The sequence below is a fragment of the Bradyrhizobium sp. JR4.3 genome (assembly GCF_040547695.1).
Classification (GTDB): Bacteria; Pseudomonadota; Alphaproteobacteria; order Rhizobiales; family Xanthobacteraceae; genus Bradyrhizobium; species Bradyrhizobium canariense.
The window spans coordinates 17,439-31,776 of record NZ_JBEPQF010000010.1; the positions used below are offsets into that span (position 1 = coordinate 17,439).

Here is a 14,338-nt window from a genome sequence, read left to right on the forward strand (position 1 = left end):
CGTTCCCACTGTCATCGTCCGGCTTGACCGGACGATCTAGTACTCCGCGGCGGGAGTTGCGTGAGCAAACTGCTGCCGCGGCGTACTGGATGCCCCGCCAGCGCGGGGCATGACAGCGGCTACTCCGCGCTGCTCACCAGCTTGATCCGCGGCGCCTGTTCCTCGCCAAGGCTCCGATAGGCCGCGAGATAATCCAGCGCCATCCGCCGCGCCGTGAAGCGCGTCTCGAATTGCTTGCGAATGACGGAGCGGTCGAGTTGCGACAGGCGACCGACGACGCCGGCTGCGCTGAGGACGTCCTCGACGACGAACCCGGTGAGGCCCTCGTCGATGATCTCCGGCACCGAGCCGCGATTGAAGGCGATGACCGGCGTTCCGCAGGCCATCGCTTCGATCATCACGAGGCCAAACGGCTCGGGCCAGTCGATCGGCAACAAGAGGCCGAGCGCGCCGCTCAAAAAGTCCGACTTCTCGTGATCGCTGATCTCGCCGATGAATTCCACCAGCGGATTGTTCTCGATCATCGGCCGGATCAGCTCGTCATAGTAATCCTGGTCAGCACGATCGACCTTGGCGGCGATCTTGAGCGGAATGCCGCAATGCGTCGCGATCTTGATGGCGCGGTCGACGCCCTTTTCCGGCGCGATGCGGCCGAGCACGGCGAGGTATTCCTGTTTCGCCGGCTTCGGCGTCAGCAGGTTCTCCGGCAGGCCGTGGTGGATCGTCCTCACCCAGTTCGCCTGCGGCACCGGCCGGCGCTGCGCGTTCGAGATCGAGATGACGGGGACCTTCGAGAAGGTGTTGAAGACCGGCTGATGCTCCGGCAGGTCGAGCCGGCCGTGCAGCGTGGTCAGGAACGGCGTCGGCTGCCGGTAGAACAGCGACCACGGATAATAATCGAGATGGAAGTGGAGGAAGTCGAACTCCTCGTCGTCACATTTTTGCCGCACCCGCTCCAGCATCACCATATGCAGCGCATTGGGATCGCGCACGGAACCGTCGAGGCGGAGCGCCCGCGGCCACAGCGCATCCAGCTTTGCCGAGGTTTGCGAGTCGCCGCTGGCGAACAGCGTCACATCGTGCCCAAGGGCCACCAGCTCTTCCGTCAACCAATGCACCACCCGCTCGGTGCCGCCATACAGCTTGGGTGGAACAGCCTCCGTCAACGGAGCTACCTGCGCGATGCGCATCTCACCATCTCCTCTGTGCGATCATGATTGTAGAAAGCCCCCGCCTGTTCAGCACCGGCACGCCAGACAAGGGAACGTTCCCGCACTTGCGAAGTTCCTCCTTCCGAACGTTACTTATTCGACACGTCGGATGCCCGTCGCGATGCTGCCATCACATCTTCGCAGAACGCCCGCATCCGCATGTCGTGATGAGTGTGCCCGGGAACCGAGGCGAAGTGGTCGATGTTCAGTCGGCTAACAACAAAAGTTTGAATCATCACGACGGGGTCAATAGTCACATGGATCATCTTTCTGGGTATGCGCACCGGCCGTTTGCCTTTGTTTTGCGCTATCTTCGGCGTCGGCTCGCGTCGCACCTCGTGATCCTGACGGCTGTGGTGGCGGCCGTTGCCTGCTCCGTAGGCACGCAGTACGGCGTCAAATCCCTCGTCGACAGTCTGTCGGCCGGCGCATCGCATGGTGGGAACGTATGGCTGGCATTCATTTTCCTCATGACGCTAATCGCCGCCGACAATTTCCTTTGGCGGATCGCAAGCTGGACGGCCAGCTTCACCTTCGTCCGTGTCACGGGTGATTTACGTCGTGACATATTTCGTCATCTGACCGGCCACGCGCCGAGCTACTTCTCCGACCGGATGCCCGGCATGCTGACCAGCCGCATCACGGCGACGTCCAATGCGGTGTTCACGGTCGAAAACATGTTCGTCTGGAATGTGTTGCCGCCGTGCATCGCGACGGTTGCGGCAATCGCGCTGATTGGAACCGTCAGCCCTTACATGGCACTCGGCCTGATGGTGATTGCCGGCGGGATGGTGCTTGCGATGTTCCGTCTCGCTGCCGCGGGAAAGCCGCTGCATGACGACTTCGCCGACAAGGCCGCCGTCGTCGACGGCGAGATGATCGACGTCATCAGCAACATGCCGCTGGTGCGCGCCTTCTGCGGGATCGGGCACGAGCATGAGCGGTTCGACGCGACTGTGAACCGGGAGCTCACCGCGCGCGGCCGCAGCCTGCGCTATCTGGAGAAGCTGCGGCTTATCCATGCCGGCGTCACTGTCGTGCTCACGATCGCCCTGATGGCCTGGGCGATCATGCTCTGGCAGGATGGCCGGGCAACAACCGGCGACGTCGTGCTAGTCTGCACCCTCGGTCTCTCCATTCTGAACGCGACGCGTGATCTCGCGGTGGCGCTCGTCGACGTCACCCAGCACGTTGCGCGGCTGACCGAGGCGATCGCCACGCTGCTGGTGCCGCATGAATTGCGCGACCACCCCGAGGCCGAGCCGCTGGTGAAGAGCGGCGCCGCGATCGCGTTCAACAATGTCACTTTTGGCTATCCCGGCGGCGAAAAGATCTTCGAGCGCTTCAGCCTGCGCCTGCAACCCGGCCAGCGCGTCGGCCTGGTCGGCCAGTCCGGCGGCGGCAAGTCGACGCTGTTCACGCTGCTCCAGCGCTTCTACGATACCGACGAGGGCAGCATCACCATCGACGGCCAGGACATTTCCAAGGTGACGCAGCAGAGCCTGCGCGAGGCGATCTCCGTCGTGCCGCAGGACATCTCGCTGTTCCACCGCTCGATTCGCGAGAACATCCGCTATGGCCGCCCGAACGCGACCGACGACGAGGTGCTGCGTGCCGCGATTGCGGCGCGCTGCGATTTCGTCGAAAGCCTGCCTGGCGGTCTCGACACCATGGTCGGCGACCGCGGTGTCAAGATGTCCGGCGGTCAGCGCCAGCGCATCGCGATCGCGCGCGCCTTCCTGAAGGACGCGCCGATCCTGCTGCTGGACGAGGCGACCGCCGCGCTCGACAGCGAATCCGAGGAGGCGATCCGTGAGGCGTTGTCGCGGCTGATGCGCGGCCGCACCGTCATCGCGATCGCCCACCGCCTCGCGACCCTGCGCAATTTCGATCGCGTGGTCGTGTTGAGGGGTGGTAAGATCATCGAGGACGGGTCGCCCGAGCGTCTGATGCAGGGCCACGGTCCCTATCGTGAGCTGGTCACGCAGGAAATGAGCCGGCTCGCCCAAGCCGCCGCGTAAACCAACAGTCGCGTTCGAGTCGGTTGCGTGTCGAAACAAGCGCAGGGGAGCTGCTGATGTCGGCTGAAGCCGTTACCCAATTCGTCTCCGTGACGCGGACCGTGGACCAGGTCGCGGAGCAGCCTTTCTATATTCCGATGACGGGACCGTCGGCGCGGCCGCGGCGTTCGCTCAAGCACGACGACACCTTTATCGTGCTCGACAGCCATGGCGACATCGGCGCTTCGGCTGGCGGGCCCGATGGCCTGTTCCACCACGACACGCGCTACCTTGCGAGGCTCGAGCTCGTGCTCGACGATCTCCAGCCGTTGCTGCTGGGCTCGAACCTGCGCGACGACAATTCGGCCCTGACCGTCGATCTCACCAATCCGGACATCTACCGGCAGGGCAGCCTCGTGCTGCAAAAGGACCTGCTGCACATCGTGCGCACGATCTTCCTGTGGCGCGGCACCGCCTATCAGCGCATCGGCGTGCAGAACCACGGCGACCGCCCGGCCGGCTTCGCGCTGACGCTGCTGTTCGATAACGACTTCGCCGATCTGTTCGAAGTCCGCGGCGAGCGGCGCCCGCGCCGCGGCATCGGCTCGAGCCGGCTGTTGGGACCGACCGACGTGCTGTTCGACTACCGCGGTCTTGATGACGCCGAGCGCACCACGGGCCTGCATTTCGATCCGCGCCCGACCAAGTTGTCGGTGAACGCCGCGACCTGGCAGCTCGAACTCGACCCGCATGAGTCGAAATCCCTGTTCGTGGCCGTATCCTGCAACCGGCCGGTCGCGGAGAAGCCGGCGCGCTTTTTCAGAAGCCTGCTCGCCCACCGCCGCGAGATGCGCCGATCGACGATGGGCGCTGCCAGCATCGAGACCTCCAACAACATCTTCAACGAGGTGCTGTGCCAGGCCATGGCCGACCTCAACATGCTGATGACGGAGACGCCGCAAGGCCGCTATCCCTATGCGGGGATTCCTTGGTACTCGACGACGTTCGGCCGCGACGGGCTGATCACCGCGTTGCAGATGCTGTGGGTCGATCCGCGGATCGCCAAGGGCGTGCTGCGGCGGCTCGCCCATTTCCAGGCCAAGGCAGTCGATCCGCTCGCCGATGCCGCGCCGGGCAAGATCCTGCACGAGATGCGCGGCGGCGAGATGGCGGCGCTGCGCGAGGTACCGTTCGCGCAATATTACGGCAGCGTCGATTCCACGGCCTTGTTCGTCCTGCTGGCAGGAAGCTATTTCGAACGCACCGGCGACGAGAAGACATTGACCGAGCTGTGGCCGGCCATCGAAGCGGGGTTGGCCTGGATCGACGGCCCCGGTGACCCCGACAAGGACGGCTTCGTCGAATATCAGCGCGCCACGGAAAAGGGCCTCGCCAACCAGGGCTGGAAGGATTCCTACGACGCGATCTTCCATGCCGATGGCCAGCTTGCGGAAGGCAATCTCGCGCTGGCCGAAGTGCAAGGTTACGTCTTTGCCGCCAAGCGGCTCGCCGCGCGCTGCGCGCTCCGGCTAGGCAAGCCTGATCTCGCCAGGAAGCTCGAGGCCGAAGCCAAGGCGCTGGCCGAGCGCTTCGAGACCGCGTTCTGGTGCGAGGAGCTCGGCACCTATGCGCTTGCGCTCGACGGCAAGAAGCGGCCCTGCAAGGTGCGGACCTCGAACGCCGGCCAGATCCTGTTCAGCGGCATGATCCGCGAGGACCGCGCGCGCCTCGTCGCCGCCGATTTGATGCGGCCGCATTTCTTCTCGGGCTGGGGCATCCGCACCGTCGCTGTCGGCGAGGTGCGATACAACCCGATGTCCTATCATGACGGGTCGATCTGGCCGCACGACAATGCGCTGATCGCGCTCGGGCTCGCGCGCTACGGGCTCAAGCATTCGGTCGCGCATGTCTTCAAGGGACTGTTCGACGCCGCGACCTACATGGACCTGCGCCGCTTGCCCGAATTGTTCTGCGGCTTCCGGCGCGAAAAGCGGCGCGGCCCTACGCTCTATCCGGTCGCCTGCGCGCCGCAGGCCTGGGCCAGCGCAACGGCGTTCACGCTATTGGAGGCGGCGCTGGGCATCGAGTTCGACGTTGCGCGCGGCGAGATCCGGCTGCGCAATCCGCATCTGCCGGCGTTTCTGCACGAGGTGATCTTGCGCGATCTGCGCCTGGGCGAATCCAGCGTGGACCTGCGCGTCAGCCGCCATGGCGACGACGTGGCGCTGGAAGTGTTGCGCACGCGTGGCCAGATCCAGGTCTCGATCGTGCTGGCGCGCTAGCGGCGCGCCGGGAGGAGGGTGCATGCGTACCGCCGGATGGTTGGCCCTGGGCGTCGTGATCGTCTGCGGGATGACGCTCGCCGTGTCACGTGCCGCGGAGGAGTCGCCCACACCCGCGACTGAAGCGAATGCACCGCCGACGGCGCAGCCGCCGGCGTCATCGGTCCCCGTCACGCCCAAGAATGCCGCGCCACCACCGTCGGTCACGATCATCGGCGCGAGCGATGCGCACGGTGTGCTTGGCCGTGACGTGCTCAGCGCGGCGAACGAGGACATGGGCCGCATCGTCGACGTCATCGTCGATCGGAGCGGGCACGTGCGCGCCGCCGTGATCGATTTCGGCGGCTTCCTCGGCGTCGGCAGCCGTAAGATCGTGGTGGACTGGAACGCGATGCGGTTCGGCAAGATCGTCAACAAGAAGGACAGCATCACGCTGGAATTGACCAAGGCACAGGTCGCAGCCGCGCCGGAATACAAGGAGGACACGCCGATGGTGGTGCTCGGCGCGTCCGGCAGCCTGCAGCCGCTGCAAGCTGTTCAGTGAGGCGCGGGGAGGGATGGCCGCCGGTGCTGTTGTCGAGGAAGCCGAATCATGCGGATCGCGAGGGCCGCGTTGAGCAGGACAACGTTTCCACGCCGTCGCCTGCCGGCATTCCGGCGCCGTCGCGCCAGAGCCTGCGCGGCCTCGACTGGTTCATCTTCTTCCTCGCCGACGTGCAGACCGGATTCGGGCCGTTCATCGCGGTCTATTTGACGACCCAGAAATGGACCCAGGTCGAGATCGGCCTCGTGCTGTCGATCGGCGGCATCGTTGCCCTGATCGGCCAGATGCCGGGCGGCGCCATCATCGATGCCGCGAAATCCGAGCGGCTGGTCGCAGGCCTCGCCATCGCTACCATCGGCTGCTGCGCGCTCGCCTATGCGGCGATGCCGATCTTCCCCGTGGTGGTGGCTGCGGCCACCTTGCACGCCGCCGCGAGCTGCGTGCTCGGACCGGCGATCGCGGCGATCAGTCTCGGTCTGGTCGGCCCGCTCGCGATCGGCGAGCGTCTCGGCCGCAACGCGCGCTTTGCCTCGCTTGGCAACGGCGTTGCGGCCGCGGTGATGGGAACGGCCGGCTATCTGCTGTCGAGCCGCTCGGTGTTCCTGGTCACCTTCCTGCTCGCAATCCCCACCTTGATCGCCCTCTCTCGCATCCGCGAGCACGAGGTCGACATCGCACGCTGTCACGGCGAGATGCCGCGCGAGGCGGAGGATCGCGGCGACACCAATATCTGGCACTTGATCCGGCAGCGGCCGCTCATTGTCTTCGCGCTCAGCGTGCTCTTGTTGCAGCTCGCGAACGCCTCGATGATGCCGCTGATGGCAAGCGCGGTGACGGCGCGATCGAGCGAGTGGGCGACGGTGCTCGTCGCGTTTTGCATCGTCGTGCCGCAGGCGATCGTGGCGCTGCTGTCGCCGAGCGTAGGGCGCAAGGCGCAAGCATGGGGCCGCAGGCCGCTGCTGCTGATCGGATTCGCGGCGCTGACGATTCGCGGTCTGCTGTTCGCGACCGTGCGCGATCCGTATCTGCTGGTGCTGGTGCAGGTGTTCGACGGCCTCACCGCGGCGGTGTTCGCGGTGATGATCCCGTTGATCGTGGCCGACGTCGCCTTCGGCAGCGGCCATTTCAACCTCGCGCAGGGCATCGTCGGCACGGCGATGGGCATCGGCGCGTCGATGAGCACCGCGCTTGGCGGCTATGTCAGCGATAAGTTCGGCAATGCCATGGCGTTCACCGGATTGTCCGGCGTCGCGGCGACGGGACTTCTGCTTATTCTGCTTGTGATGCCGGAGACGCGGCGCAAGGGCATGATCGCAGCAAAAGAAATGGCCGGCTGAACCAATTCAGCCGGCCATGAGCGGGTGGGAGAGGGGAGATCAGGCGTCGAGATTGTGCAGGCGTGCGCGGTTGCGCAACACGATCTGGCGGGCGCCGGAGAAGCCGAGAATGCCTTGGGCGTGAAGCTGTGACAGCGCGCGCGAGACGGTCTCGAGCGTGAGACCGAGATAGTCGCCGATGTCGCGGCGGCACATCGGCAGCGCCATCATGCCGGCAACCGCGAGGCGGCGGTCCATTTCGAGCAGGAAGGTTGCGACGCGCTCCATCGCGGTCTTGCGGCCCAGCAGCAGCATGTGGTCTTCGGCGTGGCGAAGCTCGCCAGCGGTCATGGCCCAGAGCTTACGGGCGACCTGGACGTCGGTGGCTGCGGCCTTCTCGAGGCTCGCGCGCTTCACGAGGCGCACCGTGGTGTCGATGATAGCTTCAGCAGCAAGGCGGTGGGTGGTGCCGGATTCGAGGCCGAATACGTCGCCGGGAAGGTGGAAGGAGCCGATCTGGCGGCGGCCATCGGAGAGAAGCTTGTAGCTGCGGACGGCACCGGTGACGACCTGATAGACATACTCGGCCGGCTCGTCCTCACCATAGATCTCCTCTTCCTTGCGGTAGGAGAACTCGGTGGCAACGAGCCCAACATGGCCGGCAATCGCGCCGAACTGGTCTGAGACGGGATGGGCGGGTGCGATCTTGCCACCGATCGGGGTGTTGATCGCCGGGGTGTTGAAGGTCTGGGTCAGCATCTGCGCCATCTCCGTTGTGATGACGCTTTGGTACGCGGTATCGGGTGCTTCGAAAATTTCGCGAGATATCTTAAGGGGGGTACCTTACGTAGAATCCCGTAGGTCAGCCATGGACCCGGTTCTGGATGGCGTGGCGAATGCGTTTGACCAGGTTTTCGTCCAGAAGCGGCTTCAGAATCACTTCATTTACGCCTGCGGCCGCCGCCCGAGCCGAGATATTGGAATCGGGATAGCCGGTGATCAGGATCACCGGGGTATCGCCCTCGGATTGGCGCAGTCGCCCGGCCAGCTCGATACCGTTGATATCGGGCATCTTGTAGTCGATCACGTAACAGTCTGCACCGGACGGGCTCGCCGCATTGAGCAGCGCCGTGGCATTTCGAAAGGTCCGCACGGCAAAGCCGTCGGTTTCCAACAGGAAGCGCAGGGAGCCCAGCACCGCGGCGTCGTCGTCCACCACATAGACGGTTGGTTTCGCGGGTGACGACATCGGGAGCCGCTCAGGATAGGAGCTGATCGCAATCATTCCGATCTGGTAGCACAGGGCGAGCGACCGGTTTTGACTTGCCTCAATCCTGGTGACTTCAATCGTTGAGCATTCCGGCGCGCATCGCCAGCCGGACCAGCTCCGACAGGCTGTTGGCCTGCATCTTGGTCATCACGTTGGCCCGGTAGACCTCGATGGTGCGCGGGCTGATGTCGTACTCGCGGGCGATCAGCTTGTTGGAGAGGCCCGCGATCAGCCCCTCCATGACCTGGCGCTCCCTGGGGCTCAGGGAAGCGACGCGAGCGGCGAGGTCCTGGGCCACGGCCTCGTTCCTGGCCGCCGGCTCGCCCTCGCGGATCGCGGATTCGATCATGGCGACGAGGCGGTCATCTTCGAACGGCTTTTCCAGGAAATCCATGGCACCGAGTTTCATCGCCTCGACCGCGAGCGGCACGTCGCCATGGCCGGTCATGATCAGGATTGGAAACCGGCTGCGCTGCGCCTTCAGGCGCTTGAGAAGCTCGATCCCGTCGATACCGGGCATCCGCACGTCGGAGACGACGCAGCCGAAGGCGAGGCCGGGCAGGGCGTCGAGAAAACTCTGCGCGTTGTCGAACAGTGTGACGCCGAAGCCAGCTGAATCCAGCAGGAAATTCAGCGAATCCCGCATCGCCTCGTCGTCGTCAATGACGTAGATGATTCCCTTGGTCGTCATGGATCAGTTCTCGTCGGCTGCCGGCAACGTGAAGCGGAATGTCGCTCCACCCGATGCGTTGCTCTCGGCCCACATCCGGCCGCCGTGAGCCTCGATGATCGAGCGGCTGATGGACAGTCCCACGCCCATGCCGGTGTCCTTGGTGGTGAAGAAAGTCTGAAACAGGTTTGGCATGACGTCGTCCTGGAAGCCGGAGCCGGTGTCGGAGACCTCGATCTCGATCATGTCGTCGGCGGCGCGGGTGTTGGTGACGACGAGCTCGCGCCGTGGCGACTGCGCCATCGCTTCCAGCGCGTTGCGGAACAGGTTGACCAGCACCTGCTGGATTTGCACCCGGTCGGCGAGCACGAGATCGGCATTTGGATTGAGGCCGAAACGGAGCTGCACATCCTGCTCGCGCGCGCCTGCCAGCCCGAGGGCGCCGGCCTCTTCGATCAGTCTGGACAGACTCTCGACCCGTTTCTCCGATTCGCCGCGGGAGACGAAGTCGCGCAAGCGCCGGATGATCTGGCCGGCGCGCAGCGCCTGTTCGGCGGCGCGGTCCAGCGCGCTCTCGATCTTCGGCGCATTCGGATCCTGGCTTCCGGCGAGCAACCGCCGCGACCCCTTCATGTAGTTGCTGATCGCTGCCAGCGGCTGGTTCAGCTCGTGGGCGAGCGCGGACGCCATTTCGCCCATCGCGCTCAATCGCGAGACATGGACGAGCTCGGATTGCAATTCCTGGAGCCGCGTCTGGGTTTTCTGATGCTCGGTCAGATCGCGGACGAAGCCGGTAAAATAGGGCTCGCCGCCCGACTGCATCTCGCCGATCGACAGGTCCATCGGAAAGGTCGTGCCGTCGCGGCGCTTGCCGGTCACGATGCGACCGATGCCGATGATGTGTGGGTCGCTGGTGGTCCGGTAGCGCGCGATGTAGCCGTCGTGACGTGAGCTGTCGGGCTCCGGCATCAGGATGCGGACGTTCTGCCCGATCGCCTCCGACTCGACCCAGCCGAACAGGCGCTCCGCCGCCGTGCTGAAGAGCTGGATGATGCCATGGCCGTCGATGACGATCATGGCATCGGGAATCGTCTGGAGGATCGAGCGGAGGTGACTCTCGCGGGTGCGCAGGGTTTCCTCGACCTGCTTCTCCTCATCGACGTCAAGAAAGATGCCGCTGAGATGTCGAGCGGCGCCGGCGTCGTCTCGAATCAGCCCCGCGCGGGCGCGAATCCACTGCGCTCTGCCCGACGCCCCCGCGACCCTGAACGACACGTCGAAGCTGCCGCCCCGTTCGGAGACGCGCCGGATCGCGATCTCGATCCGCTCGCGGTCGTTCGGCTCCAGCCGGGACAGGAACAGCGCGTAACTCACCGATTGGCCAGATTCGATTCCGAATAGGCTTCTGGCCGTCTCCGACCACTCCAATTCCAGTGTCGTGAGATCGAGATCCCAGGTCCCGACGCCAAATCCTTCGATTCGAACGCGGAAATGTTCGCCCCGGCCGTCATCTTGTGGATGAATCACACGGGTCGGCGCCAAACGATCACTCCCATTCTGATGCGGGGAACCGCACAGCGTTACCGTCGGCAATGTACCCAAGGAGGGGCCAGAGGCAAGTTCCGATGTCTTATACCATTGGCAGATTTCCGGCCGGCGCGGTGATCCAAGGTTTTGATCTATCTCATCCTGCCAGGCAGCGGCCGGCTTACGATCGGATCAAAGCCCATTGCTTCGGAGAATCTCGATGACATACGCGACCGTGATGGTCAGCCTGGCGCTCGATCAGCCCAACGAGGCGCGGCTTCAGGTCGCGGGCGAGCTTGCCGAACGATTTGAGGCGTCGATCATCGGCCTTGCTTCGGCGCAGTTCGCCCCGCCGCTCTATTTCAGCGATGGCACTGCAGCGCAGGCACTGATCGATGAGGGAGAAGCCTCGGTCAAGCGACGCCTGGGCGAGCTCGAGGCGCAATTCCGCGCCGCGATCCGGAATCGCGGCGGACATGTGGAATGGCGCAGCGCCATGGATTTCCCGGCGCGCTTTACGTTCACTCAGGCGCGTTGCGCCGACATCGTCGTCACCGGCGGCCAGAGCCCGGCCTTCTCCGACGCCTTCGCGCTCGCGAGCCCCAAGGATCTGGTGATGCAGGCCGGCCGGCCGATCCTGGTCGTGCCTGACGGGGTCAACTGGCTCGATCTGCGCAGCGTCCTGGTCGCGTGGAAGGATACGCCGGAAGCGCGGCGGGCGCTCGCCGATGCGCTGCCGATACTACGCAAGGCCAGGGATGTCACCGTCCTCGCAATTCCCGAAGGCGACGACGACCGCCCTGCCGCGGTCGCTGGCGTGACCGACGTGACGGCGTGGCTTGCCCGCCACGGCGTGACCGCGATCGCGCGCGTTTCCGAAGCGGCCCGGAACGAAACCGTCGCCGGGCAACTGGAGAAAATTGCCGGCGATGTCGGCGCCAGTCTGATTGTCGCCGGTGCCTACGGTCATTCGCGCTTCCGCGAACTGATCCTTGGCGGCGTCACCCAATATCTGGTCACTCAATCTGCCCGCTGCGTGCTGCTGTCGCACTGACGCGGGAGCGATGCAAGACGAATCAAAGAGGACGCGCCGTGTACAGATTCCTTGAACAGACCGTCGACGGCTACATGACGCACGACGTCAGGACGGTGAGGCGCGACCTCGACCTGCTCGCGCTCAGCGAGATGTTCGAACGCGATGATTTCAATTCCTATCCCGTCGAGGACGACGGGCAGGTCGTCGGCATCGTCACCAAGTTCGACATCCTGAAGTGCTTCGCCTTCACGCCGAGCCAGATGCTGCCGCGCTACCACGACCTGATGAGCCGCAAAATCGGCGACGTCATGACGCCCGACTTTATCTATGTCAGCCCCGACACGCGGCTGACGCGCGTGCTCCAGATCATGGTCGAGCACCGCATCAGGAGCATCATCGTGCTCGACGGCGCGCAGAAGCTGGTCGGTATCGTCGCGCGCGAGGACGTCATCACGGCACTCAAGGCGACGGCGCGGGAGTGAGAATTGTCGGCTCCATAATTACGGGAGAGTCTTTTTCTTCCCTTCTCCCCTTGTGGGAGAAGGTGGCATAGGCGGCCTTCGGCCGCCGTTCTTAAGAACGCCGAAGCGAAGCTTCGGCTATGGCGCCGGATGAGGGGTTTTCTCCACCGAAAGAGTCTTCGTGCGGGACCAACCCCTCACCCAAGTGAGTGCGCGGCATGGTCCTCGCTGCCCTCTCCCACAAGGGGAGAGGGCACTTTAACAACCGCCTCACATTAACAGAAATCCACATAGCTTGATTTCAATCAATTCCCCGCGAGGGCGAATGTGGTTTCTGGCCCTGTGTTCTTTCAGAGAGAATCCGCATGAGCCAGCCCTCCATCTCCAAGTCCATGACGTCAGGTGAAAGCGGCCTGGCTGTCGTGTTCGCGGTCACCGCCTTCCTCTGCGTGATTGCCTCGGCCAAGGCGCTCGATGCGCCCTTCGCCTTCCATGCCGCGCTGAGCGCGGCGGCGAGCCTGGCCGCCGTCTTCTGCATCATCAACCGTTACCTCGATCGGCCGGCGGCGCTGCCGCCTGCGGAGATCAACGGCCGGCCCAATTACAACATGGGCCCCATCAAGTTCTCCTCCGTCATGGCGATGTTCTGGGGCATTGCCGGCTTTCTCGTCGGCCTCATCATCGCCTCGCAACTGGCGTGGCCGGCGCTGAACTTCGATCTGCCCTGGACCAGCTTCGGCCGCCTGCGTCCGCTGCACACGTCCGCAGTGATCTTTGCCTTCGGCGGCAACGTCCTGATCGCGACGTCCTTCTACGTCGTCCAGAAGAGCTGCCGCGTGCGCCTTGCAGGCGATCTCGCGCCTTGGTTCGTCGTCGTAGGCTACAATTTCTTCATCCTGATCGCCGGCACCGGCTATCTGCTCGGCGTCACCCAGTCGAAGGAATATGCCGAGCCGGAATGGTACGCCGATCTGTGGCTGACCATCGTCTGGGTCACCTATCTGCTGGTCTTCCTTGCCACGATCATCAAGCGCAAGGAACCGCACATCTTCGTCGCGAACTGGTTCTATCTCGCTTTCATCGTGACGATCGCGGTCTTGCATCTCGGTAACAACCCGGCTCTGCCAGTTTCGGTGTTCGGCTCGAAATCCTACATCGCCTGGGGCGGCATCCAGGATGCCATGTTCCAGTGGTGGTACGGCCACAACGCGGTCGGCTTCTTCCTGACCGCCGGCTTCCTTGCCATCATGTACTACTTCATCCCCAAGCGCGCCGAGCGGCCGATCTATTCGTACCGCCTCTCGATCATCCACTTCTGGGCGCTGATCTTCCTCTACATCTGGGCCGGCCCGCACCATCTGCATTACACGGCGTTGCCGGACTGGACCCAGACGCTCGGCATGACCTTCTCCATCATGCTGTGGATGCCGTCCTGGGGCGGCATGATCAACGGCCTGATGACGCTGTCGGGCGCCTGGGACAAGCTGCGCACCGATCCCGTGCTGCGCATGCTCGTGGTCTCCGTCGCCTTCTACGGCATGTCGACCTTCGAAGGACCGATGATGTCGATCAAGGTGGTCAACTCGCTCAGCCACTACACCGACTGGACCATCGGCCACGTGCATTCCGGCGCCCTCGGCTGGGTCGGTTTCGTCTCCTTCGGCGCGCTCTACTGCCTGGTGCCCTGGATCTGGAATCGCAAGGGCCTCTACAGTCTCAAGCTCGTCAACTGGCACTTCTGGATCGCGACGCTTGGCATCGTCCTCTACATCTCGGCGATGTGGGTGTCCGGCATCCTTCAGGGCCTGATGTGGCGCGCCTACACCTCGCTCGGCTTCCTCGAATATTCCTTCATCGAGACCGTCGAGGCGATGCATCCCTTCTACATCATCCGCGCTGCTGGTGGCGGGCTGTTCCTGATCGGCGCGTTGATCATGGCCTACAATCTCTGGATGACCGTTCGCGTCGGCGAACAGGAAGTCCAGATGCCCGTCGCTCTTCAGCCGGCGGAATGAGGAGTT

Annotated in this window: 12 protein-coding genes; 7 read left to right on the top strand and 5 right to left on the bottom strand. The window is 64.2% G+C overall.

Annotated features, from left to right (window positions below; translation table 11 throughout):
- Positions 1-119: 119 nt before the first annotated feature.
- Positions 120-1,190 carry a glycosyltransferase family 4 protein gene (locus ABIB91_RS17730; RefSeq protein ID WP_007594036.1) on the bottom strand — a complete coding sequence of 357 codons (1,071 nt, stop codon included), beginning with the start codon at positions 1,188-1,190 and terminating at the stop codon, positions 120-122.
- A gap of 278 nt (positions 1,191-1,468) precedes the next feature.
- On the opposite strand from ABIB91_RS17730, the gene ABIB91_RS17735 reads away from it, so the two are divergent.
- From ABIB91_RS17735 to ABIB91_RS17750, 4 genes are read left to right on the top strand one after another with little or no spacing between them, the layout of a single operon-like run.
- Positions 1,469-3,232, top strand: a complete 1,764-nt coding sequence (locus tag ABIB91_RS17735; RefSeq protein ID WP_007607666.1) for an ABC transporter ATP-binding protein — start codon at positions 1,469-1,471, stop codon at positions 3,230-3,232.
- 56 nt (positions 3,233-3,288) lie between these two features.
- Positions 3,289-5,493 (top strand): amylo-alpha-1,6-glucosidase, encoded by a 2,205-nt coding sequence (locus tag ABIB91_RS17740; protein WP_007594034.1) that lies wholly within the window; start codon positions 3,289-3,291, stop codon positions 5,491-5,493.
- 22 nt (positions 5,494-5,515) lie between these two features.
- Entirely contained in the window at positions 5,516-6,037 is a 522-nt protein-coding gene (locus ABIB91_RS17745) for a PRC-barrel domain-containing protein (protein ID WP_354163235.1), read from the top strand.
- 23 nt (positions 6,038-6,060) lie between these two features.
- Positions 6,061-7,374 (top strand): MFS transporter, encoded by a 1,314-nt coding sequence (locus tag ABIB91_RS17750; RefSeq protein WP_219682760.1) that lies wholly within the window; start codon positions 6,061-6,063, stop codon positions 7,372-7,374.
- A 39-nt stretch (positions 7,375-7,413) separates the two neighbouring features.
- On the opposite strand, the gene ABIB91_RS17755 is transcribed toward ABIB91_RS17750, so the two are convergent.
- The 4 genes from ABIB91_RS17755 to fixL all read right to left on the bottom strand — a co-directional run bounded on the left by ABIB91_RS17755 (position 7,414) and on the right by fixL (position 10,835).
- On the bottom strand, positions 7,414-8,112 hold the full coding sequence (locus ABIB91_RS17755; protein ID WP_063996604.1) for a helix-turn-helix domain-containing protein: 699 nt from the start codon (positions 8,110-8,112) through the stop codon (positions 7,414-7,416).
- 103 nt (positions 8,113-8,215) lie between these two features.
- Complete coding sequence (locus ABIB91_RS17760) at positions 8,216-8,638, bottom strand: response regulator (RefSeq protein ID WP_354163231.1); 423 nt, start codon at positions 8,636-8,638, stop codon at positions 8,216-8,218.
- Between the two features lie 58 nt (positions 8,639-8,696).
- Positions 8,697-9,314, bottom strand: coding sequence for a response regulator FixJ (gene fixJ / locus ABIB91_RS17765; RefSeq protein WP_007594024.1), 618 nt, complete (start codon positions 9,312-9,314; stop codon positions 8,697-8,699).
- A 3-nt stretch (positions 9,315-9,317) separates the two neighbouring features.
- On the bottom strand, positions 9,318-10,835 hold the full coding sequence (fixL, locus tag ABIB91_RS17770; protein WP_354163227.1) for a sensor protein FixL: 1,518 nt from the start codon (positions 10,833-10,835) through the stop codon (positions 9,318-9,320).
- A 205-nt stretch (positions 10,836-11,040) separates the two neighbouring features.
- Between fixL and ABIB91_RS17775 the strand changes: the two genes are divergently transcribed.
- The 3 genes from ABIB91_RS17775 (at position 11,041) to ccoN (ending at position 14,332) form a co-directional block, all read left to right on the top strand.
- Positions 11,041-11,874 (top strand): universal stress protein, encoded by an 834-nt coding sequence (locus ABIB91_RS17775; RefSeq protein ID WP_219682757.1) that lies wholly within the window; start codon positions 11,041-11,043, stop codon positions 11,872-11,874.
- A 38-nt stretch (positions 11,875-11,912) separates the two neighbouring features.
- Positions 11,913-12,338: a CBS domain-containing protein gene (locus ABIB91_RS17780; RefSeq protein WP_007594019.1), complete on the top strand. Its 426-nt coding sequence runs from the start codon at positions 11,913-11,915 to the stop codon at positions 12,336-12,338.
- A 344-nt stretch (positions 12,339-12,682) separates the two neighbouring features.
- Positions 12,683-14,332, top strand: a complete 1,650-nt coding sequence (gene ccoN / locus ABIB91_RS17785) for a cytochrome-c oxidase, cbb3-type subunit I (RefSeq protein ID WP_007607681.1) — start codon at positions 12,683-12,685, stop codon at positions 14,330-14,332.
- Positions 14,333-14,338 lie beyond the last annotated feature (6 nt).